The following is a 24,104-nucleotide window of genomic DNA, read 5'->3' on the forward strand; positions in this document are numbered from 1 at the left end:
CGCCCCGCATAATCGATGCGGGGCATTCAGCCCAGTGCTGATGGAAACGGTAATGAAAACTGCGTTAACTGCTTTATTGGCCATGCTGTGTTTAACCGCATGCCAGCCTGAGTCAAATTTCAACATCGAACAACAGCAACAGCTTGACGGTAGCCAGGCCTTACAATTAAGCGTAGAGGGTGGCTTCGTCCTCCCTCCTATTCCAGATGACAATCCACTGACCGACGCCAAAGCCGAGCTTGGCCGGCATTTATTCTACGATGTTCGTCTGTCGGGAAATGGCCAGCAAAGCTGTGAAAGTTGCCACCAACAGTCCTTAGCTTTTACCGATGGTAAAGCGCTGCCGCAAGGTTCGGAAGGGCACACCTTGGTGCTCAATTCGCAAAGTCTGACCAATGTTGCCTATAACGCCAGTTATACTTGGTGGAATCCGATTTTAGTGGAAATGGAAGATCAGTTATTTATTCCACTGACGGGTGATGATCCGGTGGAGTTGGGCATCGACGATGGCAACCGCGAGCAAGTCTTGCAGCGCTTTCGTGACGACGAGCAGTATCAATCCTTATTTGCCGCGGCATTCCCACAACAAGCAGAGCCTGTCACCTTGGTGAACGTGGTGAAAGCGTTGGCATCCTTTGTTCGTACCTTAATTTCGGATCGCTCGGCATTTGATCGTGGCGAACTGTCCGACTCAGCACTGCGCGGGCGTGAGTTATTTTTCTCCGAAAAAATGGAGTGTTTTCACTGTCACAATGGCTTTAACTTTTCCAGCTCCACCGTCACGGTAAATACACGCTTTCCGGAGCGGGTATTTTTTAACAATGGCCTATACAACCTGAATAATAACGGCAGTTATCCATCCGCTATGCCAGGCAAGTTTAAGGTCACCAATGACTGGGCCGATATGGGCGCCTTTCGGCCGCCTACGCTGCGCAATATCGAGCTGACGGCGCCATACATGCATGACGGTTCTATCGCCACCCTAGAGCAAGTCATCGAGTTTTATGCCGCCGGTGGGCGCCATATCGAGTCTGGTGCCAACGCGGGGGATGGCCGCATAAACCCCTATAAGAGCGACTTTGTCAGCGGCTTTGAGGCCACCGAGCAAGAAAAACAAGATTTAATTAATTTCCTACATAGCCTGACGGATTACGAGTTTATTCGCGATCCGCGTTTTGCCAATCCTTTTGCCGAGCAACCCGATGCGTAGTGCTGCCCTTTTCTCCACTGTATTCGTCACTCATCTACTCAGCCCGGCAGTGCATGCCCATGCCCCCGCAGCGCCTAAACAGGGTAACGGCGCCTGGCAGCTGGATGCGTTGTTGAGTTACGCCGAAGATTCGGAAGCCAAGGTGCGCGGCGTATTGCCACAACAGAATCACTATGATCAGGCCGGCTTGCGGCTCAAGCATGTCGATATTAGCCGCAGCTTTGTGTTGCGCCAGCCCGCAGCGATGCAAGGGTTGGTGAGCTTGGGCTACCACGGCGACGGCGTCGAGTTAGAGCAAGCTTGGCTGCAGCCGTACAGCGACGGCTGGCAGATTAAAATCGGGCAAATGCAGCCTGAGATTGGTTGGCTCAATCAACAGCACAGCCATGCTTTAGCGATTACAGATCGGCCGCTGGTGTATAAAGCCTTGTGGGCGGGACAAACGACCGAAGCCGGAGTCAGTGGCTGGCACGACTGGTATAAACCCAGTGGCAATTGGCGCTTTTCTAGCAGCGTTTTAACCACGGAAAAGCGCAACACCCGTGGCAATAGCGGTGCTTGGTTATCGTCTCTGAGCTGGCAGCGACATTGGGACAACTGGGTGGTATCCAGCAAGTTGGACGGCTACTGGGCTTCTTTGCAGCAGTCGGGGCTGCAATTGTTCAGCGATGCTGCCATCAGTCATAGCCACGGCGATGACGCTACTGAATTTTTCTCTGGCCACAGCGCGCATCTGGGTGTGGCGCTGAAGGTGAGTTGGACCACGCTGTCAGGCACTTGGTCATTGATGGCGGAACATCAACAGCGCCGCGAGCGAGGTGATTTGAGCAGCGCAGCGGGCCAAACGCTCGATGCCCAGGCCGAGCTGGAGCTCAAGGCGGCTGGTCAGTATGTGCAGACCAGTTGGCTGTCTCCGCGTCAACAGTGGCAGCTGGCGGTGCGCTACGACGCTGCCCACAGCGACGTAGAGCTCAGTCGGGTGAACGGTCAGGATCTGCAACAGTCGCTGCTAAATCATCATCAGCAGCAACCGCAACTGCTGACGCTAGCGGCCAGTGCCCGTTTGTGGCCTGGCAGCCACTTGCGCTGGCAATGGTATGAAGCGTTGCAGCATGGCGATGACATTCCCCAGTGGCAGCTATTGCTACAGCAAAGTGTGGCGTTTTAACGCCAACGACAATGCCGCAAGCTGCCCCGTCACTCATGGTCAGCGCTGCGGCTGTTTTAACAACCAGGGCAACACGCGTGTAAACGACTGCTGAATGGCCGGCCACTGCTCTGGCTGTGCTTCCTGTGCCAGTGCCACGCCGTGCAGATAATCGGCAATCAGATCTTGTAATATGGCGATGTCAGCGCTGGAGTACTGTGCGCTTAACAGCGTCTGCAAACACTGGCAGAAACGTTGTGCCGGGCCATCCGACTCAAGGGTTAGCAATATATGCAACAGGCCAGGATAGCGCTGTAGCAGGGCTAGATACTGCTCGCACAATGCTTGCACGCGTGCCTGCCAGCGGCCTGTTGTGGGCGCCTCAATCGCTCCCACCAACTCGCAGCACAGCGCTTCTAGCAGCGCCTGTTTGCTGGAAAAGTAGTAATAAATCGCCATTGGGTCACTGTCCAGTTCGGTCGCCAGCTTGCGAATGCTAGGCATTTTCCCGTTGATCAGATAGTAATCCTGCGTTGCCTTAAGAATTTGCTCGCGGCTGAGCTTGTTTGCCATGTTCGTACCTCCAATGCCATAATTCTACACTGTAGAATTATGGCTGTGTAATGTTTTAGTGTTGGTGTGAGGTAGATATGCAGTGCTCGGTGTTTATTGCCACCAGTGTGGATGGGTTTATTGCCAAGGCCGATGGCGAGATCGACTGGTTATCGCTCGCTCACTTGGAGGGCGAAGACTACGGCTATCAGGTGTTTGCTGACAGCACCGACGTGTTGGTGATGGGGCGCAACAGCTTTGAAAAAGTCATGAGCTTTCCGCAGTGGCCCTATGGTGACAAGCCGGTTGTGGTGGTGAGCCGTGGTTTACGCGAACTGCCGGCGGATGCACCGCCATCGGTTGAGCTCAGTCGTGAACAGCCGCAAGCGCTGGCGGCAGGGTTACAGCAGCGCGGGTTTCAGCGCGTCTACTTGGATGGCGGTCAGTTGATACAGAGCTTTCTTGCTGCAGGCCTGATTGACGACATGGTGCTCACGACTTTGCCCATCACGCTGGGCAGTGGCATTCCACTGTTTGCTGCAGCAACGCTGCCAGATCAGGTCAGTCATGAGCAACGCTGGCAATTGCTGAGTCATCAGATATACAGCAATGGGGTTTTGCAGAGGTGTTATAAAAAGGCGTAGTTGGAATCTTCTAATTTGGAAAATGGTGTCACATGAACTTATTGCACAATAACATCGTTCCCGTCGCATTTGGTATAGTGCCTACCTGGCTTTCATCAGGTATCGAATGCCTATGAGTCTGAGCAGGACTTTTTGCATTTGTTAGCCGGCAAAGTTGCACTCAGTTATTTTCCGATTATTTCGCGTTTAATTGGCAATGGCTATTTGCAAGCGCCAACGCACATCAGCCCGGCCATTGCCAGCCCGTCACTCTGGACCCGGTGCAGCAGTTTATTGCTCACGCGATCAAATAGTAATGTGTGCCTGACTTGCTAGAACATATGGGATGGCGAAAGAAATGAACAAAGCCGCTGCTGGAAATCTAGGTTACCAGCCTGGGTTTTATAAATCTGGGTTTACAAATCTAGGTCTTACAAATCTAGGTCTTACAAATCTAGGTCTTACAAATCTAGGTCTTACAAATCTAGGTCTTAAAAATCAGAGTCGCAGCGTAACCAGCGGCCCAGCGTGCGCAGCAAGGTGGCCATAAGTTGAAAGGGAAAATCAAAGATGACCTCGACTGACTCATACCAGGCACTGTCGTGATTTCGCTTGGGTGGCCAGAGCAGGTGTACCACCACAAACCCGGCGATGGCGCTGACCAGCAACACCCAAGAAAAACCATTTAGAAGCTGTTTCATAACCTTCAGTCCGATATAATAATCAAAACTATCAGCTTCAACTCCTCCACCATGAAACGTTCAACCTCAGAACTGACCGACCAACAGTGGGCACACATTGAGCCTTGTTTACCCAGCCTGCCTCGTGGCAAAGGGGGTCCCAAACCTATCAGCAATCGAGCCTGTTTCGAGGGCATTTTATGGGTCTTACGTTCAGGTGCGCGCTGGCGTGATCTACCCGAGCGCTATCCTTCACCGAGTACCTGCTGGCGCCGCCTTCAGTACTGGGAAGAGCAAGGTGCATGGGTCAAAGCCTGGCGTAAGCTTCTTCGCGTTCTGGATCAACAGTCGCGGTTAAATTGGGAAGAATCGTTTTCTGATGGTAGTTTTGCACCCGCAAAAAAAGGGGCCTCGGTGTTGGAAAAACCAAGCGTGGTAAGGGGTCGAAGTGGATGATAGTCGTCGATGGCGAAGGCATTCCAATCGGGCTGACACTTGGCTCAGCGTCACCGGCGGAGGTCAATCTGATTGAGGCTTTGTGAAATGTTTCCTATGGCAAGAGCAAGGTGAAGCGTTTGATTTACGATAAAGCGGCAGACTCTGATCCTCTGCGAATGGCGTTAAAGAAACGGGGCGTTGATCTCATTTGTCCACATCGTCGAAACAGGAGAAAAGCGCCGCTGCAAGATGGTAGAAAGCTGAGAAGGTACGACCGTCGCTGGAAAGTAGAGCGCACTTTTGCTTGGCTTGGAAATTATCGGCGATTAGTGGTTCGATGGGAAAGAAAGCTCTCAATGTATCGAGCCTTCTTTCACGCCGCCTGCATGATGATCGTGCTAAAGAAGTTGTGAAACAGCTTCTAGCTTTTGACAGTTGCCAAATACCCAATACACTGGCAATCAAAACAAATATCGCCGCCAATAACAGATAAAACTTATTCGATAGAACATTAATCAATATTTATTCCATTTTATATCGTCCAAAGCCCGTGATACTCATCCAAGTAAATATTCGATTGACTCACGAAGCTTTTCACAAAAAGCCGACCAGCTCAGAAAGGTGTTTAATGGTATTGACCTCAGCTGCACTCTCGCTCGCTGGATGGTAACCCTGCAGCCAGGTGGCCTGCATTCCCACTGCCAGCGCACCTTGAATATCATTCACGGGATGATCGCCCACATACATACACTGCGATGGCTGCAAACCAGCCGCTGCAATGGCCGCTAAGAAGATGCGGGCATCAGGCTTGGAGCAGCCAAAGCCACCCGAACTCACCAACTCGCGAATCAGAGGCTGAAACGAGGTATTGTTTACAGTTGCCTGCCTAGAGTCATGGGCGCCATTTGAAATAATGCCGAGGTAATAGCGATCGTTATGCAATTGTTGCAGCAAGCGCTGGGCGCCCTCCATTTCTACGGTATTTTTTGGAAACTCGCCCCGCCAGAAAGCGGTGAGTTCATCCGCGCTCACCGGCTCTATCCAGTCGAGTTGCAATGCCAGCTCGCTACCAATGGCTTCGTACACCTTTTTGTAGGGTGATCCGGCTGGCAAATAGCCGCCGTTATCAATGTGTTTAATCAAGCTGGCAATCGGCTTGGCTTTGCTGTGTTGTAATCGCGACTGGTAATGGCCAACAAAGGCGGCTGCAAAACGCTCGATACTGGCGCTGCGATCAACCAGCGTATTATCCAAATCAAAAAAGACGGCTTTAATCATGCTGGCCTCGATACAAGGCATTGAGTAACTCAGCCAAACGCTGAGCCGCCAAGCTGGCTTGCTGATTCCACAAGGCGATGTGTTGTTGATGCAAATCGCTGCCAGCATCAATGGATTTATGCGGCTGACGATAAATCATTCTGGTGATCTGCAGCGACTCAGTGGCCCACTGATACACAGGTAGCTTTTTGCTGATCGGCACAGGTGTGGGCGACAGCATCACTGGCTTCAGTCGTTGTGGTTGGCGCTGCAGCAAACGGCCATCCCAATACTGATGCAGATTGCTACGCTCACCAGCAAAATTCAAACGCAGACGGTTACCACCGCGATCATCGCGGTAACTGACGTGCATCGGTTGATGAATATCGCCCACAAAATGACCCACAAATGCCAGCGCTTGCCAATTATTCGGCAGCTGCTGCAGCTTGGCCCATTGTTGTTGCAAGGCTTCGGTCACGCAGCCTTTACCACCACAATCCTGGGCGACGACCTGCGTTGCCGAGCGGCTGACGTTGATGTAATGCCAGGTTTTGGTGTGATCAAACTCGCGCTGGCGACGAATGGTGTCCGGCCAGGTACACAGCTGAGCAAAATCTTTTTGTCCGCCAGCACGGGCAATGTCGTCTAACCGCTGTGCCAGCGTTGCTGGCAGAGCCTGCTGCGCAGTATTGCAAATTAACCCGTGGCCATAACCGCTAAATGCCCAACCTGAGCTGCTGAACACAGCCAGTAACAGCGCGCCCAGCATACGCTTGTACCGTAGGTTATGTTTTGCTGCCATACTGTGTCGATGCTGAGCATGGCGGCGCACAGCCAAAGCTGCAGAACGATTACTGAAAATGGACAACTTCATGAAGCACACTCACCTTGTTAGCTTGTTAATGGCTGTTTCTCTCACCGCTCAGGCAGAGCCTGCGACTCAAGTACCGTCTTTACCAGTGGGCGAACTGTCGGCCACCTACTTTGAACCCGCCGCCGTGCAAGACATCAACGCCGATGCCGAGGTCACGCAAGTGGATACCCGTTTAAAGTTTCCCATCGGCACGCTCGGCAGTATCGATCAAGGCCTATGGGTATTTCAATTTAATCTGTTCGAGCGCGAATTTCGCACCACAGTGACCGACGAGGCCAGTGGAAAACAACGCTTATACGATGTATCTGTACCCATCAGTTACGTGCGCAAACTCAGCGACAGCAGTCGCTATACGGTGAATGTGTCGCCCGGTGTAAAATCATCATTGGAATACGTCGGCAACGACGATTGGGCAGCCAACGGCGTGGTGCAGTACAGCCACAGCAATGACGGCTTTGGTTACAACCTCGGTATTGTCTATACCCATGCCTTTGGAGAAGGGCGCTTTGTCCCATTGGCCAATGCTCAGTGGGACATTGGCCAACAATTTCAGGCGATTTTAGGTTTTCCGTTCAGCCGCGTCAGTTACGCCCCCAGCAAAGCACAGCATTATTATCTAAAGCTGACCCCCAATGGTGGCAACTGGCACGTCTACGGCGACGACAAAAACAACACCTTTGATTACACCCAACAAGGCTACCGCTTGGGTATTGGCGGCGAGTGGCGTGTGGTGGGCCCGGTTTGGTTGAATGTCGAAGCTGGGCAGCAATTTGCTCAAGAGCTGGAGTTCGACAACGAGCAAGGTTTGCGTGAAACGCTGGAGCTGGAAGACAGCTCGTATTTGCACCTCAGCGCGCGATTGCGGTTTCGCTAATGAGCGCGGTCACTGGCCGGGAATAAAACCGCACTCGGTCAGTGTGGTGCGCCAGGCGTAAACATGGCGCTGGCTGGCGCGGGTAAAGCCTTGTTGCCGCTGCTGTAGTTGCGCCAACCACTGCTGGTAAGCCTTCGGTACAGTTATATTCTGCTGCTGCAAGGTCGACTGCAGCGCCGTTAAATCCGCCAGCAATTGCTGGCCCAATTGATCGCTGCGGCTCATGTAAGGTTGCACCTGCGCCAAATAAAACTTCTGGAATACGGTAAACAGTATTTTTGCTTTATCCGTTTGCTGGCCAGTCATGCACAGGGGCTTTTCTGCGTAGCGTTGTTCCAATACCTGCGCCACACGATTCAGCACATCGGTTTGCAGCGCCTGCGCATGCAGCCATTTGCCCAAGGTTTCCCCCAGCAATAATTGTTGCTGGTGAAACTCCATATCACTGCTGTTGTAGACGTAGTCTTGCTGCTGCCAACGCTGCCCTTGAGCAATGGCATAGTCCAGTGCTTGCAACGAGCGCGACAGGTGCGCAGGTTCATCGCCAGTCATTTCTAAAGGCGCGGCCGCTGAGCTGATAAATTGCTGCCACTCTTTTGCGGTTAACCAAGCATTCCACCATTGCTGTAGGCGCTGGCTCTGTTTGAGCTGCAACGCTTGCTGCAGCTTATTGCTCAGCTCGGGCCGGCTGTCCTGCAATTGCGCCACACAATCTGGTGCTAACAGCAAAAAATCGCGCTCCATGTGCATGCGCTGACTGGGCGGCGCCACCTTGCCCAGGGTGGAGTTTTTCTTGCCCACCGCCATGCCCAATTCGCACACATTGAGGCGTAAAAACTCCAATAAACCGACGTCCGCCTTGGCCAATGGCAGCTCCAGCTCACGCAGCGCCAAGGTCGGCAACGCCACTGAGGCGGGCTCTGCAAGCGGTTGCTCGACCACCCGCGCTACACGCTCGGCGTAATCGTGCAGTACGCTCTCAGGACCGCGGCTGCAGGCTGCTAGCAGTAGGCTAAGACAAATGATCCAGCCACTGCGGACGCGGTGCAAAATTGTGCTGCAACTCCACCACTTCATCACGAAAGGCCTCGGTTAAATACGGTCGCTCCAGAGCAAACACCTGATACACGCCGCCCTGCAGCTGCTGCATATCCAATGATTGATGCTCGTCCGCCAGCAAGCTGGTACGCAAAAAAGACACCCAAGAGGTCACCACAATCCAGGTGTTCAGCGCCAGGCTGTCAATGCTGTCGTCGTCGATGGCAATGATGCCCGCCGCGCGCAATCCACGGTAGATCTGCACCACCTGCTGCAAACAATGGCGGAAGAAACTCTGGTATTGCTGTTTTAATTCGTCATCGGCGGCCAACAAATGTTCCATATCGCGATGAATAAAGCGGTACTCCCACAGCCCGGCCAAAATGCCTTGCAGATACATGATTTTATCGGTCACCGTCAGCGGCCGATCGCCCGGTACCTGCAACACCTCCAGCACCCGCGTTTGGTACCGATTCACCAGCTCAAAAATGATCTGCTGCTTATTGTTGAAATGGTAATAGAGGTTGCCCGGTGACATCGCCAAGTGCGAGGCAATGTGATTGGTACTCACGGCGCGCTCGCCGTGCTGATTGAACAACGCCAGGCTGGCGTCGAGTATGCGTTGTCGCGTGTTCATAACCTTCTTCTTGTGCGTCGCTGGCCGTCAAAAATGACACGGCGATGGCCGTTCAGGCCCTGTTGCCCAGCGGCTTGACGGTTTAGAGTAATCACTCTAATAATAATGCCAAACGATAACAATGGACGCCGTCACACCGCAAGTGAGCTGTTTCAGCACGCTGCAGCGTCCGCACATTCAGCGCCAGCGCCGACTGGCCACAATCACCGCAGACCGCTGCGAAGGAGCCCTGCTTATGGTCGCCACCGTCACCGATTTACGCTCGCACGACACTGAGCTGGCGCGGATGCAAGATGTTTTCCGCCACCAGCGTCAGGCCTATCGCCAACACCCCATGCCCACGGCGGCTGAGCGCTTGGCGGATTTGCAGAAGCTCAAAGCCGCGGTGTTAAAGCATCAGGACGCGTTGGCACAAGCAGTGAACCAGGACTTTTCCTGCCGCTCGGTGGACGAAACTCGCATTGCTGAAATTATGACCACGGTAGAAGGCATCAACTACACCAGCAAACGCTTGCGCCGCTGGATGAAGCCCTCGCGTCGCCACGTCAGCATGCTGTTTATGCCGTCCAGCAACCAGGTCATGTATCAGCCGCTCGGTGTGGTGGGCATCATGGTGCCGTGGAATTATCCCATCCAACTGGCGCTGCTGCCGCTGATGACGGCCTTGGCCGCAGGTAACCGAGCCATGATCAAGATGTCGGAGTTTACCCCGGCCACCAATCAGGCACTGAAGCGCGTATTAGCCGAGATATTCGACGACAGCCAAGTAGCAATAATTGAAGGCGAAGTGGAAGTCTCCAGCGCCTTTGCCGAGCTACCCTGGGATCACTTAATTTTTACCGGCTCCACCGCCGTTGGCCGCATCGTGATGGGCGCCGCAGCGAAAAACCTAACGCCAGTAACGCTGGAGCTGGGTGGTAAATCACCGGCGATCATTGGCCCTGGCGCCAATATGCAAGATGCGGTTGAGCGTATTTGCTTTGGCAAATCGTTAAATGCCGGTCAAACCTGCATTGCACCCGATTATGTGCTGGTCGAAGAAGGTCGCCAGCAGGAGTTTATCGATACCTACCAAAGCACCTTTGCGCGCATGTACCCTAGTATTCGCGACAACCAGGACTACACCGCTATCATCAACGAGCGTCAGTTCGAGCGTTTGCACAGTTGGGTACGCGAGGCCAGCGAGCAAGGCGCCAGCGTCACCGTGGTGAACCCGGCCAACGAAGATTTCAGCGGTACGCGTAAAATGCCTTTGCACATCATCGAGCACGCCGCCGCCGACACTAAGGTGATGCAAGAAGAATTGTTCGGCCCGGTATTGCCCGTGGTGGGCTATCAGCAGCTGAGCCACGCCATCGACTACGTCAACGATCGTGACCGGCCACTGGCGCTGTATTTGTTCAGCTACGATCGCCAAATTCAGCAAACCGTGTTGGAGCAAACCCACGCCGGTGGTGTCACCATTAACGACACATTAATGCACATCGCCCAAGACGATATGCCATTTGGCGGCGTTGGTCCGTCGGGCATGGGTCACTACCACGGTAAAGAAGGCTTTTTAAGTTTGTCCAAAGCCAAGGCGGTGCATAAAAAAGGCAAATTCAACAGTGGGCAGTTTATTTACCCACCCTACGGTGGCGCCTTACAGCAGCTGATCCAAAAGTTATTTATTCGCTGAGGAGACAGCCATGCTCAACACCACCCGCCGTGGTTTTATGCAGCTCAGTGGCGGCGCTGCCGCCACACTCACCTTGGGCTCATCATTGGCACTGCTGAGCGGCTGCAGCCGCCAGCCCGAAGCCGGTTTGCAATTCCTAACCGCCGACGACGCCGATTTTTTGGCCGCCTTAGCGCCGGTCATTATGGGTGCCAGCTACCCTGGCCAGCTGGGCCCAGAGCAAGCGCGTGCCCGTCAGGTGGCGGCGTTGGATAAGCTCATCGGCACGCTGCAATACCACTCGCGTAACCAACTGGTGCAATTATTGGCCATTATGTCGTCGGCGCCGCTGCGTGCGGCGTTGGGCGCGCCATTTCGCCACTGGAACGAAGCCAGCGCAGAAGAAGTCGAGGCATTTTTACTCGGCTGGCGCGACAGTAGCCTGCAAGTAAAACGCATGGGCTACGCCTCCCTGTGTAAATTGCAAACCATGTGCTGGTACGCCCTGCCAGAAAATTACATTGCCTCCGGTTACCCCGGGCCACCGCAAAAAATCCCCACTGTTGTCAGCCAATAACAATAACGAGCTCCCATGAAAACAACCGAACGTAAGCCTGATATTCCGGTGATCGCCGCTATTCAAGACCCCATCCTCAACGGCATGGCCAATGGCTGGCAAGTGCAGGAAGCCACCGAATTTGACGATGGCACAGTGCTGGAAGCCGACGTCGTTATTATCGGCACCGGCGCAGGTGGCGGCACCAGTGCCGAAATTCTTGCCCAAGCTGGGCTCAAAGTACTGATGCTGGAAGAAGGGCCGCTAAAATCCAGTAACGACTTTAAAATGGACGAGCGCGAAGCCTACAGCGACTTGTACCAAGAAAGCGCCGGTCGCATGAGCAAAGACGGCGCTATGTCGATTTTGCAAGGTCGCTGCGTGGGTGGCACCACGGTGGTGAATTGGACCTCCAGCTTTCGTACACCGGATCAAACCCTAGATTACTGGGCGTCAGAGTTTGACGTTAAAGGACTCAGCAAAACCGATATGGCACCCTGGTTTGAGCGCATGGAGCAGCGGCTCAATATCAGCGACTGGCAAGTGCCGGCCAACGAAAACAACGCCGTATTAAGCCGCGGCTGTACGCAACTCGGCTACGATTGGAAAGTAATTCCACGCAACGTCGCCGGTTGTTGGAACCTGGGTTATTGCGGCACTGGCTGCCCCACCAACGCCAAACAATCCATGTTGGTGACCACCATTCCGGCGGCGTTAGAAATGCGCTCACAGCTGATTTACAGTGCCCGCGCCGAGCGGTTAATTATTGAAGGCAATAAAGTGCTGGGGGTGGACGTAACCGCACTGGATGCACGCTACCAACCGTCCGGTAAACGTATAGTGGTAAAAGCCCCTCACATCGTCATGGCTTGTGGTGGCATTAATGGTCCGGCACTGCTCAAACGCTCTAACGCACCCGACCCACAACAACGAGTCGGCAAGCGCACCTTTCTGCATCCGGTGGCGTTTAATTTTGCCCGCTTTGATCGCACCATCGATCCTTACTATGGCGCGCCACAATCGATTTATTCCGACCATTTCCAGTGGCAGAATGTCGACGGCCCAGTGGGCTATAAACTCGAAGTACCGCCGCTGCAACCGGGCTTAGCGTCGGTATTATTATTAGGCCATGGTGCGCATCATTTTGACGACATGAGCCACCTGCCCAATACCCACTCGATGATCGCCTTATTACGCGACGGTTTTCATCCGCAAAGCCAAGGCGGCACGGTTGAACTGGCCAGTGATGGCTCGCCCATCATTGACTATCAGGTAAATGATTATCTATGGGACGGGTTTAAACGGGCTTTTCTTAGCATGGCGGAAATTGAATTCGCCGCGGGCGCCAAGGCCGTACGCGCTTCACATTTAGACGCCCGCTGGTCTACAAGTTGGCAACAAGCGAAAAAAGACATTTCTCAACTGGAGTTTCGCTTGAACGCATTTATGGCCGGCAGTGCTCACGTAATGGGTGGTTTGGCCATGGGCGAGGACTTATCGCAGTGCGTGGTCGACAGTAACGGCAAGTATCATTATCTAGATAATCTTTACGTCTTCGACGGTTCGGTATTTCCCACCAGCATCGGCGCCAACCCACAACTCTCAATTTATGGATTAGTGGCACGCCAAGCGACTCAACTAGCGCAACAGTTAAAACCTGTGTGAGCAAGCTGATACTGCTAAGCCCTGTGTTGATAGCAGGGCTGCTACTTGGCATCTTTTGGTTGGCAGCCCCAAAGCAAGCACCGGTTCTGCCAAAGTTCTCGGCAGGCTGGCAAAGCGCGGGGTATGTTGGGCGAGTTACAACATTAAAATCAGATCTGTATCAAGAGCCTACAAAATTTTGAGATGTTGTTTCCAATGGTGGTTGGAGTCTTCTATGTCAGGTGCTGTGTTACTCATATGTCCACAGTGGCTAGGTAGTTTGCCCGCGAAGAAGCAGGCCACTACTGAATGAGTATATTGGGATAGGCGCTCTAGTTGTTAACTATATGAGCCCAGCTTATCTATGACTCAACCGTAGCCAGCAAGCTGCAACAAGTTCCCTATGGACATTATCACAAAGTAGACAATAAAAACGGGGTAGAGATAAACAAGAAAGCTTGGAGCATGTGAAATCTCTTCACCCTGGCTCTTTCTCTTTATGGCTACGCGAAGGGATGCATGAAGTTTATAAACGTAAACGGTGAGTGCAGCAAAGACTACAGCCAAGATCAAATGAACAACCACGAACGGGCTTCCATAACTATAATTAAGCGACCGAATTTAACCACTCTCCTCAACTTGAGTCAATTGGTGAAAAATAGCCAGTCTGGCTAAAAAAAGTATGGCTGCTTGCCGTTAAGTCCGATCACTAGCTGCCTTGAACACGGTCTATCAATGAGTCAAAAAATGACTTGACGATCAAGACAGAGTTTCAGACAAAGCTAACTGCTGCTTGTTGATCAGACAGGCTTTTGATGGAGAGATTTTACTGTTTTCTTTTAAGTCAGCAGCTTCTGGCACGTACCGATACCAGCGGTTCGGTGTTGTTTACTATCTTGGAAGAAGCAGCTCAGTTTGGCCTTTAGCTTCTGAGCACTGCCCACCAGGCCTTTAAACTGGCTTTCAAATTGCTGCGTCATGACTAGCCAATGTTGTGAGTCAATACCCAGCCTAAGCAGCGCGGGTGGCAGGCTTTGATCAATATAACCGGGCTTATCCTCACGTATTTGTCTGCCGGTCCAGTCCACCAAGTCGATGTAATCGGTTAACTTCATTGGGATGCCTTCTGGCATGTTTTCACGAGGGTTGCCAGCGAAGTTAAATAGCTCGGGGACTTGTTGGAACGGGTGATTGGGTGAACTGGCTTGCTGTGCTTTACGGCTGCGTTTTTTGATCGAGGTATAATCAGACGTTTCCGGTGTTTTCGCCATGCCCGCTCTAACAGGGTTTAAATCCACATAGGCCATGCAGGCAGCCAGTGCTTTTTCGTCGAGCAGTGCCTGGGACTTAAAGCGGCCCTCCCAGAAGTGACCGGTACATTCGTCTTCTTCGTTGGCCATGCGCGCAATTTTTTCGTTCAAGCGACGCATAAACCAGCTAATGGAGGTTAAACGCTCACGCCATTCGTTGGCGTACTTTTCAACTAACTGCTCTTCCACCGAGCTCAGCGCTTCACCTAACAAATAGCGTTGCGTAAAAGCATTGCCTTTGTACAGCCGGTGCCAGCGCTCGATTACTTCACGCACAGGCCAGCTCGCAGCCTGGCCCTGCGCGACGTGCAGCACCACATGAAAGTGATTCGACATCACTGCATAGGCAGCGATGTCGACGGCAAAGACTTGGGCTTGCTCCAGCAGCAATGACTCTATCCAGCCTCGACGATGCTCAAAGCTACGCCCTTCCTGATCAAAGCCGCATAAAAAAGCACGCCGCACACAGCGTGAAACGCAGTGATAATAAGGCGTGGCTTCCAGAGAAACGAGTTCCTTGCGTGGCTTGGGCATAGCTGACTCCCGTGAATAGGACCTGCTCATAGCCTAGCCAGCAGATTTAGGCGTTGCCATCAGGCAACTTTCTTATCATGACTGTCTTGTTTATTGCGTTGTTTATTGCGACGCGGCCCAAGAAACTTCATTATCTGAGGATCTCGAAGCATTGCCAAAACAGGCTTCTTATCTTGGTAATGAAGATCTCTCAGCTTTACCGGAATCATAATATTGACTTCACCATGTAACGCCCGCAGAACCGGGCCTGCAAGCGTTTATTGTCCTGCTTTTCAAGGCCAATGCTTGCTGGGTCCGTGTTGCTGCGTTTGTTAACTTTTTTAGTTTGGTTCTTCATTTACCAATTTAACTGCTTTGAAAAATCTTTGGTAGCAACTGGTTTTCTTTCTAAGATAGATAAATGTTAATAAGGCCACTGAGGATGAAAAAATAAAGAGTTTTGGATCATTTTTTGCGGACTCTGCATACATTTTTTCACTTAGCTGCTCAGAGCTAAGGAATAGCCCAAAACGTTTCATAAAGTTTTGGAACTCTTTATCTGAATACTTTGACACCATTTCCTTAAAGCTGAAATTAACATTGCGTATTTCATGCACCAAAGAATTTCTAAGCTCAGACAGTGAAACAATAAATCTTTTGTGATCACTGCTGATTAGCTCCATAGATTTTAGTAGGCCAACCTTTCCAGTTCTTTGATTGCTCATTTCTAGATGAGCTATAACATCCACTAATCTTTCGTCATCAAAGTGCTCTACAAGAAGATGACCTGTTGCAGCTTCTAGTAATGCATGAAGCTTTATAACAAACGACCAATCATCTTCCGTTAATAGCGACTGAAAAAAACCTACATCCACACCTAGAGAAATTTCTAATTCATTGATTTCATCTAGTTCCACGGCACGGTTCCCTTAGAAGTTAACAGTTTAATAGTGTGCGTGCCTGTTTTTCTAGCTAGAACCATTCGAGGTATCTCTGACAGGCCATTGATTTGCAACCGGATACCTTCCTTTCTTTCACATTCACTCCTGGAAAAACGTGCTTGCCTACTATCCACGCCTCAAAGTTCTGGCAGTTTAAGGATAACTCACTGATTTTTCGTGCATTTAAGCTACCACCCTGCGGTAAAACAGGCAAGCTGGCTGGAAAAGCAGGCCAGCTCTTTGCCGAACCAGAAAATATACTGGTTAGATATCAGTATGCCTTTACATTCGAGGTATGGGTATTTTCAAACCGCTACCCGCCATCTAACACCGTTTGCCCACAGGGGGCCGGACTCGTGCCTAGGTTTTCTGCGCCTTTGCAGGACTCCGGTGTTGGCAATGGCTGTGCCCGCAGGTGCTGCCCGGATGGCAGCACCAGCCAACATCCTGCCGGGATGCAGGCTGTTGGTGTTGCGGTGACCACAGCATTGGCTACAAAGGATAACGGCCTGCGCAGGGCAAAGCAGGCTGAAAGCTATCTACGTTGTTTCTGCTGCGTTAGAAATCACCTCGTGCGCGAGTCCGATCGCCATGCTCACTTACTATTTGTAAGCTGCGCTTGTCGAGTGTGACTCTCTCGCTTTTTGCCTTGCAGAAACTGTCTCAATATACGCTTTCAGTCGTTCGCCCGCCCGGCGTGAGGGATAAGATCCCTCAAGGAGGGCATAGCGTTTTTCCCCTACCATTACCCCAATGCAGGCTTACCACGAAAGGCCTCAAGTCAAACGCCTAAAGCTCCTCCACGCCCATATTAAACAACGCAAAACTGTAAATATCGGCATACAGATCAATGACCTTACTGGTCGGCGTACCCGCACCATGACCGGCATCGGTTTCGATGCGAATCAAGGTGGGTAGTGGCCCGCCTTGCTTGGCCTGCAGCTCAGCGGCAAATTTATATGAGTGTGCCGGTACTACGCGATCGTCGTGATCGCCGGTGGTAATTAACGTCGCCGGGTAATGTACCCCAGCTTCGACATTGTGCAGCGGAGAGTAGCCTTTTAGGTACTCGAACATTTGTTTACTCTGCTCCGCTGTGCCGTAGTCGTACGCCCAGCCGGCACCGGCGGTAAAGGTGTGGTAGCGCAGCATATCCAATACACCGACTTGTGGCAGCGCCACTCGGAACAGCTCTGGTCGCTGGGTCATCACGGCCCCGACCAACAAGCCCCCATTTGAGCCGCCTTCAATGGCTAACTTATTTGATGCCGTGTATTTGTTCTCAATCAAGTACTCAGCTGCGGCAATAAAATCATCAAACACATTTTGCTTTTGCAGTTTGGTACCGGCATCGTGCCAGGCTTTGCCGTATTCACCGCCGCCACGCAAGTTGGCCACGGCAAATATGCCGCCCATATCTAACCAAGCAGCACGCACCGAACTAAACCAAGGCGTCAGGCTGACATCAAAGCCGCCGTAGCCATACAAAATGGTCGGCGCGCTGCCATCACGTGGTAAACCTTTTTTGTGGGTCAGAATCATCGGCACTTTAGTACCGTCTTTTGAGGTATAGAACACCTGTTCGGATTCAAACTTATCCGAGTCAAAAGGTGCTTCAGATTTACGATACACCTGGCTCTTGCCAGAGCTAATATCTAACTGATAAATCGTGCCCGGCGTTTTGTAGTTAGTAAAAGTGTAATACAGCTCGCTGTCATCTTGTTTGCCACGAAAACCACTGGCACTGCCAATATCTGGCAACTCGATAGTGCGCAGCAGTTTGCCGTTCAGATCGAACTGTTTAACCTGCGACGTTGCATCCACCATATATTGTGCAAACAAGCTACCACCGGCGGTTGATGTGCTCAGTACATGCTGGGTTTCAGCAATCACGTCCACCCAATTGCTCGCCTGTGGCGCGGCAATATTTACCTTAACCAAGCGTGTATTGGGCGCCTCTAAGTTGGTCTGTAAGTACAAGGTGTCGTCTTGCGAGGCGATGACCCAAGTGTCGGCGCCGGTATGGTCTTGCACAGTGATCAGTTTTGTCTCTGGCTTGGTGAGGTCTTGCACGTACAACTTGTTACCGGAGGTGGATTCCATCGCGCCAATGACCAAATAGCGACCATCTTCGGTGACGTAGCCCGAGACATAACGGTGTTTTTCTGCCTCACTGCCACCAAAAATCAATTCATCATCCGCTTGTGGGGTGCCTAGCTGATGAAAGTACAATTTGTGCTGATCAGTTTTTGCAGACAGCTCGCTGCCTTCGGGCTTGTCGTAACTGGAGTAATAAAACCCTTCGTTACCGCGCCAGCTGATGCCGCTGAACTTAACATCCACCAGCGTATCGCCAATCGACTTTTTGCTCTCGGCGTCGAGCACAATCACTTTGCGCCAGTCGCTGCCGCCTTCTGAAATGCTGTATGCCACCAGCGAGCCATCTTTAGAGAAACTCACGCTGCCCAGTGAAGTGGTGCCTTCTTCGCTAAAGGTATTGGGGTCTAGAAAGACTTCAGCCTCACCTTCGCCGTGCTGGCGATAAAGTACATCCTGATTTTGCAGGCCATCGTTTTTATAGAAATAGGTGTACTTGCCTTCTTTAAATGGGCTGCTGACTTTCTCATAGTCCAGCAACTCAGTTAGGCGTTGTTCGATTTTTTGCCGATATGGGGTTTGCTCTAGGTAGCCAAAGGTGACTTTATTTTGCGCCGCCACCCAGTGAGCGGTCTCTTCACTGCGATCGTCTTCCAACCAGCGGTATGGGTCTTTAACCTGGGTGCCAAAATACTCATCCACCACGTCGACTTGGCGGGTGGCTGGGTAGTCTATGGCTGGGTAATCTATGGTCATTTGCTGTACCTGTTGCTGCTGGCCGCTGGCGGCCAATGAAACTGGGGCTAGCGCCGCTAATGAGGCAGAGACTGCCCATGCTAAGGCTTTGAAAGACATAGCCCGTCCTTGTGTTGATGGGTATTTAAAAGAGGAGAGGTAAGTTACTACATTTTTGCCACTAGAACATAGAGAACACTGTCATTCACTGGCCAAGGCAATGGCGCTGTTTACGAGTGCATCGAACTTATCAATAGGCGATTTGAAATACGAAACCCTGCGCTTTCCTTGGGGTTCTTTCTAACTCCGGGTGGGCGATTCACCCGCTTTGCGCTGCGCGATAAATCTTAACGCCGAATCAATTAATGGCTGCGAGGAAGCTCAACCATGGACCTGAATAATGAAAACAATTGGTTCAGAATTTATAGCGATGAGACTCAATAAATTCGTAGTGCTGAGTAAGAAAAACTTTAAACCGACTAATTATTCGATATTTAATTTCTAACAATTGGAAGGGGAATTTCAGCAACCACAAGCACCGAGGCTATCGACTCGGTGCTTGGGCCCACACATTAACGAGCACTTACGGATCAATATTGGTATCCGTTAGTGCCCCTTCTGCCGCTGAGGTAACGGTGCTGGCAAACTTGGCCAGTACGCCACGGCGATAACGCGGCTGTGGGCGCTGCCATAAACTTAAGCGACGCTGAATTTCCTCGTCGCTCACGTGCAGCGAGATGGCCATGTTTTCTGCATCAATGGTGATGGTATCGCCATCTTCGACAATGGCGATGGGGCCACCGTCCATGGCTTCTGGCGTCACGTGGCCAACCACAAAGCCGTGGCTGCCACCAGAAAAGCGGCCGTCGGTAATCAGGGCCACATCGTTACCCAAGCCTTTGCCCATCACCGCCGAGGTCGGGCTGAGCATTTCTCGCATGCCCGGTCCGCCACGCGGGCCTTCGTAGCGAATGACAATCACATCGCCTTTGACGATGCCGCCGTCCAGAATGGCTTGCAGCGCTTCTTCTTCTGAGTGAAATACTTTGGCCGAGCCGGTAAAGGTTAAGCCCTCTTTGCCGGTGATTTTGGCCACCGCACCGGTGGGCGATAAATTGCCTTTTAATACCACCAAGTGGCTGTTGGCTTTTACCGGGTTGTCGAAGTCGCGAATAATGTCCTGCCCTGCCGGGTAGTCACTGACGCTGGCGAGGTTTTCTGCCAACGTTTTACCAGTCACGGTTAAACAGTCGCCATGCAATAACCCCTGTTGCAGCAGGCGTTTCATGAGTGGCTGAATGCCGCCAATGGCCACCAGCTCAGACATCATGTATCTGCCGCTCGGGCGCAAGTCGGCCAATACCGGTACGCGCTGGCCAATACGGGTGAAATCATCCAGAGTTAATTCCACGCCAATGGTGTTAGCCATGGCCAACAAATGCAGCACGGCGTTGGTGGAGCCGCCCAATACGATGGTAATGGTGATGGCGTTTTCAAACGCTTCACGGGTCATGATGTCGCTGGGCAAAATGTTATGCTCCAGCAAATTCATGACAGCCGCGCCGGCGGCTTCGCAATCATCACGCTTGTCGCTGGACACCGCCTCTTGCGCCGAGCTGCCGGGTAAACTCATGCCTAACGCTTCGATGGCCGACGCCATGGTATTGGCGGTGTACATGCCGCCACAGGAGCCCGGGCCGGGAATGGCGGTTTCTTCAATGCGCTCAACGTCGAGCAAATCGATGTCGCCTTTGGCGTGCTGACCCACAGCTTCAAATACCGACACAATATCCGTGTGGCCAGCGCCTGGCTGAATGGTGCCGCCATACACAAATACCGCCGGGCGATTCAGCCGCGCCATGGCCAACACACAAGCCGGCATGTTTTTATCGCAGCCACCAATTGCCACTAGGCCATCAAAGCCTTGGCAGCCCACCACGGTTTCGATGGAGTCGGCGATCACTTCACGCGACACCAGCGAATACTTCATGCCTTCGGTGCCGTTGGCAATGCCATCAGAAATGGTAATGGTATTAAATACCACGCCTTTGCCACCGGCTTGGTCGGCACCGATGCGGGCATGCTCGGCCAATTCATTGATGTGCATATTGCACGGCGTCACCATGCTCCAGGTCGAGGCCACACCGATTTGCGGTTTCTGGAAGTCTTCTTTGTTAAAGCCCACGGCGCGCAACATGGCACGTGCTGGCGCCTGTGCGACACCATCGACCACCTGAGCCGAGTGCTTGCGTTTGTCGGTCATGCTCTCACCTTTATTGTGTTATCACAGCAGTAACACTGCAGCCTAGCAGCAAGGCATAAGGCGACCAATACGCTGCCCACACTCCCTGACACAGCAGCGCTGACTTTTCACAAGGTGTCTAACAGCTGACTATAAAAGCAGCGCATTACCCTTACGATTGTGGGGGAGAAACCCAGCTTTGCGCATTAGTGTCCGGCTTATCAGCATAGTGCTGTTCCACCCAAGAGGGATGCTTCCAAATAATGCGCACATCGCGGTAGCGCACCACATCCCGCAGCAGACTGAAAAATTCGGCAAACACCAAGCGCAGTGGGTTGAGTGTGGTCGCCGGGCGATGATCGACGCCGTAGCGAATCTCGCCAGCATCGCGCTCATCGACAAAGGTGCCAAACAATCGGTCCCACAGCATAAACACACCGGCAAAATTAGTATCAATTTGCGCTGGGTTGCTGCCGTGATGAACTCGGTGGTGCGAGGGAGTGTTAAACAGCCACTCGAACCAGGCTGGCATACGGCGAATGGCCTCGGTGTGAATAAAAAACTGGAAGAACAAGTTCAGCTCTAACGCCACCACGGCGTACTCCAACGGAAAGCCCACCAAAGCCGGTGGCAGCAGCGCCACCAGCATCACGCCATTAAATGAGACCATGGGCGTCTGGCGCAAAGCGGTGGAAAAGTTAAAGCGCTCGGAACTGTGATGCACCCAATGGCCGGTCCAACCGTAGCGCGTGGCGTGCATAAAGCGATGCACCCAATAAAAGGTGAAGTCGACTAGGACAAACAGCAGCATAAAATCGAGCCAGCCATGGCCAGAGCTCCAACCCCAGCCCAGACTGTGCACACCGAGATAAGCGGCGCTACCAGCCACAATAAGAAACAGCGCATCGCCGACTTTGTAGATAAAGCCAGTGCCGATGTTGGCCAGTGACTCGCGCACATCGTAGGCCTCGGTGCGCCCCTGGCGCAGCAGCCACCAGCGCTCCAAGGCAATGACCGAGATAAACACAGGTCCGGCCAACAGAATAAAAATCATCGCTCCGGTGAGTTCGTTCATCATCTGCTCCTGTTGTTATTTTTACCGCTGCTAGCAGCCTGTTGAAAAAGTCTTTCCGGCTCAGGCTTTCGGGCTGGTTCGGAATCAAGGCGCCATTTTGAAGGTGTGTGTCCACCCATCGAGAAATGGGAACACAGAGTCCGGGCCAGCCCGAATGCCCCGTCGGGCGAGGCCTTAAACGCACATCTGCTGCGCTTTGCCTCTAGGAAAGGGAGCCACCCTGTCCGTCGAGACAAAACACACCAGCTGCACATTTCAGGTCTCGCTGAGCATGCAAAGACTTTTTCAACAGGCTGCTAGTGGCAGCGGCTGTGAGTCATTGACAGCCTAAGGCGATATTGGCGAGAGTTATTGATATTAGATGCCACACTTTTAGCATTTCACGCCACATTCTAGTTTGGGAGACAGGCCGCTATGAGCTCAGCGATTCGCGTTAACGGCAGCTGGATTCGTTTGTTAGCCGACTGGCTTGATCGCCATCAACTGGCCGCACCTGGCATACGCGCGCAAATCGCCCAGTATCAACCCAGCGATGCTGTGCCCATCGAGTACTGGCAACACCTGTTAAACCAAGCCTTTGCACTGCGTCCGCAGCAAACCAACCAAGCACTGGAGGTGGCGCAAGGGGTGACCCTCACTCATGTTGGTGTGCTTGGCTATTTGGTGGTGGCCTGCGATCACTTAGGCCAAGCGATGGCAACTTACCAACGTTTCGAAACGCTGTTTTATGGCCGCCCATTGGCAAGCCTAGAAAGCCATGGCGATCAGGCCGGCATTTACTGGCAGCCGGAGCAGCATCTGCCAGAAGCAGAAGAAATTGGGTTGTGTGCGTTGGTGTATTTGGCGCGTCAGCACATAGATGCAGGCACTGCGTTACCACTGCAACAAGTGTCCTTTTGCCATCAGCCCGGCGCAGCCCAACTGCACGCGATGGAAGCGTTTTTTGACTGCCCTGTGATCGGTGGTGCACAACGCAGCGGCCTGACGTTCCATGCCTCGGCCTTGATGCTGCCGCTGCGTAACAGCGAGCCGGGCTTGCGTAAACTGCTAGAAGAGCAAGCCAGTGCCATGCTCAAAGCCCTGCCAGAGCCGGATGAATTTGAGCGTCAGCTGCAGGCACAGCTGGTGCGCCAACTTCCCGATGGCCATGTCAGCCTCGACACCGCCGCGCGACAATTGCACTGCTCAGTACGCACGTTGCAACGGCGTCTGCACAAACGCCAATTACATTGGCAAGGGCTGGTGGAGCGTACGCGCGAGCAACTGGCCCGTCAGTACCTGTGCGACCCAGGGCTGTCACTGTTGGATATTGCGCTGCTATTGGGGTATCGCGATCAAAGTACCTTTACGCGCTCCTTCAAACGCTGGAGTGGTATGACTCCGTCTGCCTTTCGTAAGCAGCATCTGTCACCGTAACGACATCGACGCTGTAACAAGAGAACCGTCGTCACCAGAAATAAAATATACAGCCATTGTACAAGACGCACAGATCGCAGTTGTACACTCTAAAAGGTTTATTGCTGCCCTACCCCAGCCAATTAAATATCGGCAAGCATCATTGCAAGCCAAAGCCTAACAATTAAAAAACAATGGCATAAAAAATCATATTAGCTGCACGAACGTGCAACTTAATTGTCTGACAAAGTCGGTTGATATAAAAATCAAATTAATACAGATGACACACCTATCAACTAAATAATAACGACATGGCTATTAATTAGCCGCACACCTACCAACACCCTGGAGACAAAACGCGTCATGCTGAATTTCATGGCCATTCGACACCGGATAGTTTCATAAAGCGTTAACAATTCTGTTACCAAAGCGACAAATTTTTCTAATCAGTTATTAATTATGTCCGACCGTTTGTTCACTTTGCACTAAGTCAGACATCATCATCTAAGACTTATTACTGATACTTTCAGGATCGCTAGAACAAGTCTTCACAAATTAAAAATAAAGCATTTATATTCTGGCGCTTATCGGTTAGCTTAATTTTTCCAT

Annotated in this window: 22 protein-coding genes and 1 pseudogene; 12 read left to right on the forward strand and 11 right to left on the reverse strand. The window is 52.2% G+C overall.

Translation table 11 applies throughout. From position 1 onward, the window contains the following. Positions 1-52 precede the first annotated feature (52 nt). Both CHH28_RS02730 and CHH28_RS02735 read left to right on the forward strand, forming a co-directional pair. Entirely contained in the window at positions 53-1,210 is a 1,158-nt protein-coding gene (locus CHH28_RS02730) for a methanobactin export MATE transporter MbnM (protein WP_233243723.1), read from the forward strand. Next, positions 1,203-2,378, forward strand: coding sequence for a hypothetical protein (locus CHH28_RS02735; protein WP_157729738.1), 1,176 nt, complete (start codon positions 1,203-1,205; stop codon positions 2,376-2,378). The genes CHH28_RS02730 and CHH28_RS02735 overlap by 8 nt, the downstream gene beginning before the upstream one ends. Before the next feature lie 39 nt (positions 2,379-2,417). Here CHH28_RS02735 and CHH28_RS02740 read toward each other — a convergent pair whose 3' ends face one another. Then, positions 2,418-2,930, reverse strand: a complete 513-nt coding sequence (locus CHH28_RS02740) for a TetR/AcrR family transcriptional regulator (protein WP_094058864.1) — start codon at positions 2,928-2,930, stop codon at positions 2,418-2,420. A 77-nt stretch (positions 2,931-3,007) separates the two neighbouring features. Between CHH28_RS02740 and CHH28_RS02745 the strand changes: the two genes are divergently transcribed. From CHH28_RS02745 to CHH28_RS20500, 3 genes and pseudogenes are all read left to right on the forward strand, one after another. Beyond that, positions 3,008-3,553 (forward strand): dihydrofolate reductase family protein, encoded by a 546-nt coding sequence (locus CHH28_RS02745; protein WP_094058865.1) that lies wholly within the window; start codon positions 3,008-3,010, stop codon positions 3,551-3,553. 93 nt (positions 3,554-3,646) lie between these two features. After that, a pseudogene (locus CHH28_RS20495) lies at positions 3,647-3,868 on the forward strand (hypothetical protein); the annotation flags it as partial. A 22-nt stretch (positions 3,869-3,890) separates the two neighbouring features. Beyond that, entirely contained in the window at positions 3,891-4,082 is a 192-nt protein-coding gene (locus CHH28_RS20500; RefSeq protein WP_420093159.1) for a hypothetical protein, read from the forward strand. Here the strand turns inward: CHH28_RS20500 and CHH28_RS20015 are convergent. Next, on the reverse strand, positions 4,024-4,233 hold the full coding sequence (locus tag CHH28_RS20015) for a hypothetical protein (RefSeq protein ID WP_199244127.1): 210 nt from the start codon (positions 4,231-4,233) through the stop codon (positions 4,024-4,026). The genes CHH28_RS20500 and CHH28_RS20015 overlap by 59 nt on opposite strands. A 51-nt stretch (positions 4,234-4,284) precedes the next feature. Here CHH28_RS20015 and CHH28_RS20505 point away from each other — a divergent pair, with 51 nt between their 5' ends. Further along, positions 4,285-4,668, forward strand: coding sequence for a transposase (locus CHH28_RS20505; RefSeq protein ID WP_094058567.1), 384 nt, complete (start codon positions 4,285-4,287; stop codon positions 4,666-4,668). 110 nt (positions 4,669-4,778) lie between these two features. Further along, positions 4,779-5,063: a transposase gene (locus CHH28_RS02765; protein ID WP_094058868.1), complete on the forward strand. Its 285-nt coding sequence runs from the start codon at positions 4,779-4,781 to the stop codon at positions 5,061-5,063. A gap of 181 nt (positions 5,064-5,244) precedes the next feature. Here CHH28_RS02765 and CHH28_RS02770 read toward each other — a convergent pair whose 3' ends face one another. Next, the gene (locus CHH28_RS02770) at positions 5,245-5,928 is read right to left on the reverse strand and encodes an HAD family hydrolase (RefSeq protein WP_157729739.1); all 684 of its coding nucleotides are present in this window, start codon (positions 5,926-5,928) and stop codon (positions 5,245-5,247) included. Then, positions 5,921-6,781 carry a S1/P1 nuclease gene (locus CHH28_RS02775; protein WP_199243990.1) on the reverse strand — a complete coding sequence of 287 codons (861 nt, stop codon included), beginning with the start codon at positions 6,779-6,781 and terminating at the stop codon, positions 5,921-5,923. Before CHH28_RS02775 ends, CHH28_RS02770 begins: the two co-directional genes overlap by 8 nt. Here CHH28_RS02775 and CHH28_RS02780 point away from each other — a divergent pair. Then, complete coding sequence (locus CHH28_RS02780) at positions 6,780-7,655, forward strand: DUF6268 family outer membrane beta-barrel protein (RefSeq protein WP_094058870.1); 876 nt, start codon at positions 6,780-6,782, stop codon at positions 7,653-7,655. The genes CHH28_RS02775 and CHH28_RS02780 overlap by 2 nt on opposite strands. Positions 7,656-7,664: 9 nt before the next feature. On the opposite strand, the gene CHH28_RS02785 is transcribed toward CHH28_RS02780, so the two are convergent. Both CHH28_RS02785 and CHH28_RS02790 read right to left on the reverse strand, forming a co-directional pair. Further along, the gene (locus CHH28_RS02785; protein WP_157729740.1) at positions 7,665-8,705 is read right to left on the reverse strand and encodes a DUF3080 family protein; all 1,041 of its coding nucleotides are present in this window, start codon (positions 8,703-8,705) and stop codon (positions 7,665-7,667) included. After that, the gene (locus CHH28_RS02790; RefSeq protein ID WP_094058872.1) at positions 8,668-9,330 is read right to left on the reverse strand and encodes a TetR/AcrR family transcriptional regulator; all 663 of its coding nucleotides are present in this window, start codon (positions 9,328-9,330) and stop codon (positions 8,668-8,670) included. The genes CHH28_RS02785 and CHH28_RS02790 overlap by 38 nt, the downstream gene beginning before the upstream one ends. A 121-nt stretch (positions 9,331-9,451) precedes the next feature. Here CHH28_RS02790 and CHH28_RS02795 point away from each other — a divergent pair, with 121 nt between their 5' ends. Genes CHH28_RS02795 through CHH28_RS02805 form a run of 3 tightly spaced genes read left to right on the forward strand, consistent with a single transcriptional unit; the run spans position 9,452 to position 13,208 of the window. Next, positions 9,452-11,008, forward strand: coding sequence for a coniferyl aldehyde dehydrogenase (locus CHH28_RS02795; protein ID WP_332881228.1), 1,557 nt, complete (start codon positions 9,452-9,454; stop codon positions 11,006-11,008). 10 nt (positions 11,009-11,018) lie between these two features. After that, positions 11,019-11,564, forward strand: a complete 546-nt coding sequence (locus tag CHH28_RS02800; protein ID WP_094058873.1) for a twin-arginine translocation signal domain-containing protein — start codon at positions 11,019-11,021, stop codon at positions 11,562-11,564. A gap of 15 nt (positions 11,565-11,579) precedes the next feature. After that, the gene (locus tag CHH28_RS02805) at positions 11,580-13,208 is read left to right on the forward strand and encodes a GMC family oxidoreductase (protein ID WP_199243991.1); all 1,629 of its coding nucleotides are present in this window, start codon (positions 11,580-11,582) and stop codon (positions 13,206-13,208) included. Positions 13,209-14,026: 818 nt separating this feature from the next. Here the strand turns inward: CHH28_RS02805 and CHH28_RS02815 are convergent. From CHH28_RS02815 to CHH28_RS02840, 5 genes are all read right to left on the reverse strand, one after another. Further along, on the reverse strand, positions 14,027-15,031 hold the full coding sequence (locus CHH28_RS02815; RefSeq protein WP_094058875.1) for a transposase: 1,005 nt from the start codon (positions 15,029-15,031) through the stop codon (positions 14,027-14,029). 320 nt (positions 15,032-15,351) lie between these two features. Further along, the gene (locus CHH28_RS02825) at positions 15,352-15,927 is read right to left on the reverse strand and encodes a hypothetical protein (RefSeq protein WP_094058876.1); all 576 of its coding nucleotides are present in this window, start codon (positions 15,925-15,927) and stop codon (positions 15,352-15,354) included. Positions 15,928-16,740: 813 nt separating this feature from the next. Continuing rightward, positions 16,741-18,903: a prolyl oligopeptidase family serine peptidase gene (locus CHH28_RS02830; RefSeq protein ID WP_094058877.1), complete on the reverse strand. Its 2,163-nt coding sequence runs from the start codon at positions 18,901-18,903 to the stop codon at positions 16,741-16,743. A gap of 463 nt (positions 18,904-19,366) precedes the next feature. Next, complete coding sequence (gene ilvD, locus CHH28_RS02835) at positions 19,367-21,046, reverse strand: dihydroxy-acid dehydratase (protein ID WP_094058878.1); 1,680 nt, start codon at positions 21,044-21,046, stop codon at positions 19,367-19,369. 151 nt (positions 21,047-21,197) lie between these two features. Next, entirely contained in the window at positions 21,198-22,100 is a 903-nt protein-coding gene (locus CHH28_RS02840; RefSeq protein ID WP_094058879.1) for a sterol desaturase family protein, read from the reverse strand. 414 nt (positions 22,101-22,514) lie between these two features. On the opposite strand from CHH28_RS02840, the gene CHH28_RS02845 reads away from it, so the two are divergent. Next, positions 22,515-23,516 (forward strand): helix-turn-helix domain-containing protein, encoded by a 1,002-nt coding sequence (locus CHH28_RS02845; RefSeq protein WP_094058880.1) that lies wholly within the window; start codon positions 22,515-22,517, stop codon positions 23,514-23,516. The last annotated feature ends 588 nt before the right edge of the window (positions 23,517-24,104 follow it).

Origin of the sequence: Bacterioplanes sanyensis (assembly GCF_002237535.1) — a bacterium.
In the GTDB taxonomy this organism is placed as follows: Bacteria; Pseudomonadota; Gammaproteobacteria; order Pseudomonadales; family Oceanobacteraceae; genus Bacterioplanes; species Bacterioplanes sanyensis_A.

Coding starts and splice junctions, on each gene's coding strand:
- CHH28_RS02770 (WP_157729739.1), bottom strand. CDS start 5,928: ATGATTAAAGCCGTCTTTTTTGATTTGGATAATACGCTGGTTGATCGC.
- CHH28_RS02740 (WP_094058864.1), bottom strand. CDS start 2,930: ATGGCAAACAAGCTCAGCCGCGAGCAAATTCTTAAGGCAACGCAGGAT.
- CHH28_RS20500 (WP_420093159.1), top strand. CDS start 3,891: ATGAACAAAGCCGCTGCTGGAAATCTAGGTTACCAGCCTGGGTTTTAT.
- CHH28_RS02795 (WP_332881228.1), top strand. CDS start 9,452: ATGGACGCCGTCACACCGCAAGTGAGCTGTTTCAGCACGCTGCAGCGT.
- CHH28_RS20015 (WP_199244127.1), bottom strand. CDS start 4,233: ATGAAACAGCTTCTAAATGGTTTTTCTTGGGTGTTGCTGGTCAGCGCC.
- CHH28_RS02735 (WP_157729738.1), top strand. CDS start 1,203: ATGCGTAGTGCTGCCCTTTTCTCCACTGTATTCGTCACTCATCTACTC.
- CHH28_RS02800 (WP_094058873.1), top strand. CDS start 11,019: ATGCTCAACACCACCCGCCGTGGTTTTATGCAGCTCAGTGGCGGCGCT.
- CHH28_RS02790 (WP_094058872.1), bottom strand. CDS start 9,330: ATGAACACGCGACAACGCATACTCGACGCCAGCCTGGCGTTGTTCAAT.
- CHH28_RS02845 (WP_094058880.1), top strand. CDS start 22,515: ATGAGCTCAGCGATTCGCGTTAACGGCAGCTGGATTCGTTTGTTAGCC.
- CHH28_RS02775 (WP_199243990.1), bottom strand. CDS start 6,781: ATGAAGTTGTCCATTTTCAGTAATCGTTCTGCAGCTTTGGCTGTGCGC.
- CHH28_RS02830 (WP_094058877.1), bottom strand. CDS start 18,903: ATGTCTTTCAAAGCCTTAGCATGGGCAGTCTCTGCCTCATTAGCGGCG.
- CHH28_RS02840 (WP_094058879.1), bottom strand. CDS start 22,100: ATGAACGAACTCACCGGAGCGATGATTTTTATTCTGTTGGCCGGACCT.
- CHH28_RS20505 (WP_094058567.1), top strand. CDS start 4,285: ATGAAACGTTCAACCTCAGAACTGACCGACCAACAGTGGGCACACATT.
- ilvD (WP_094058878.1), bottom strand. CDS start 21,046: ATGACCGACAAACGCAAGCACTCGGCTCAGGTGGTCGATGGTGTCGCA.
- CHH28_RS02780 (WP_094058870.1), top strand. CDS start 6,780: ATGAAGCACACTCACCTTGTTAGCTTGTTAATGGCTGTTTCTCTCACC.
- CHH28_RS02745 (WP_094058865.1), top strand. CDS start 3,008: ATGCAGTGCTCGGTGTTTATTGCCACCAGTGTGGATGGGTTTATTGCC.
- CHH28_RS02815 (WP_094058875.1), bottom strand. CDS start 15,031: ATGCCCAAGCCACGCAAGGAACTCGTTTCTCTGGAAGCCACGCCTTAT.
- CHH28_RS02805 (WP_199243991.1), top strand. CDS start 11,580: ATGAAAACAACCGAACGTAAGCCTGATATTCCGGTGATCGCCGCTATT.
- CHH28_RS02730 (WP_233243723.1), top strand. CDS start 53: ATGAAAACTGCGTTAACTGCTTTATTGGCCATGCTGTGTTTAACCGCA.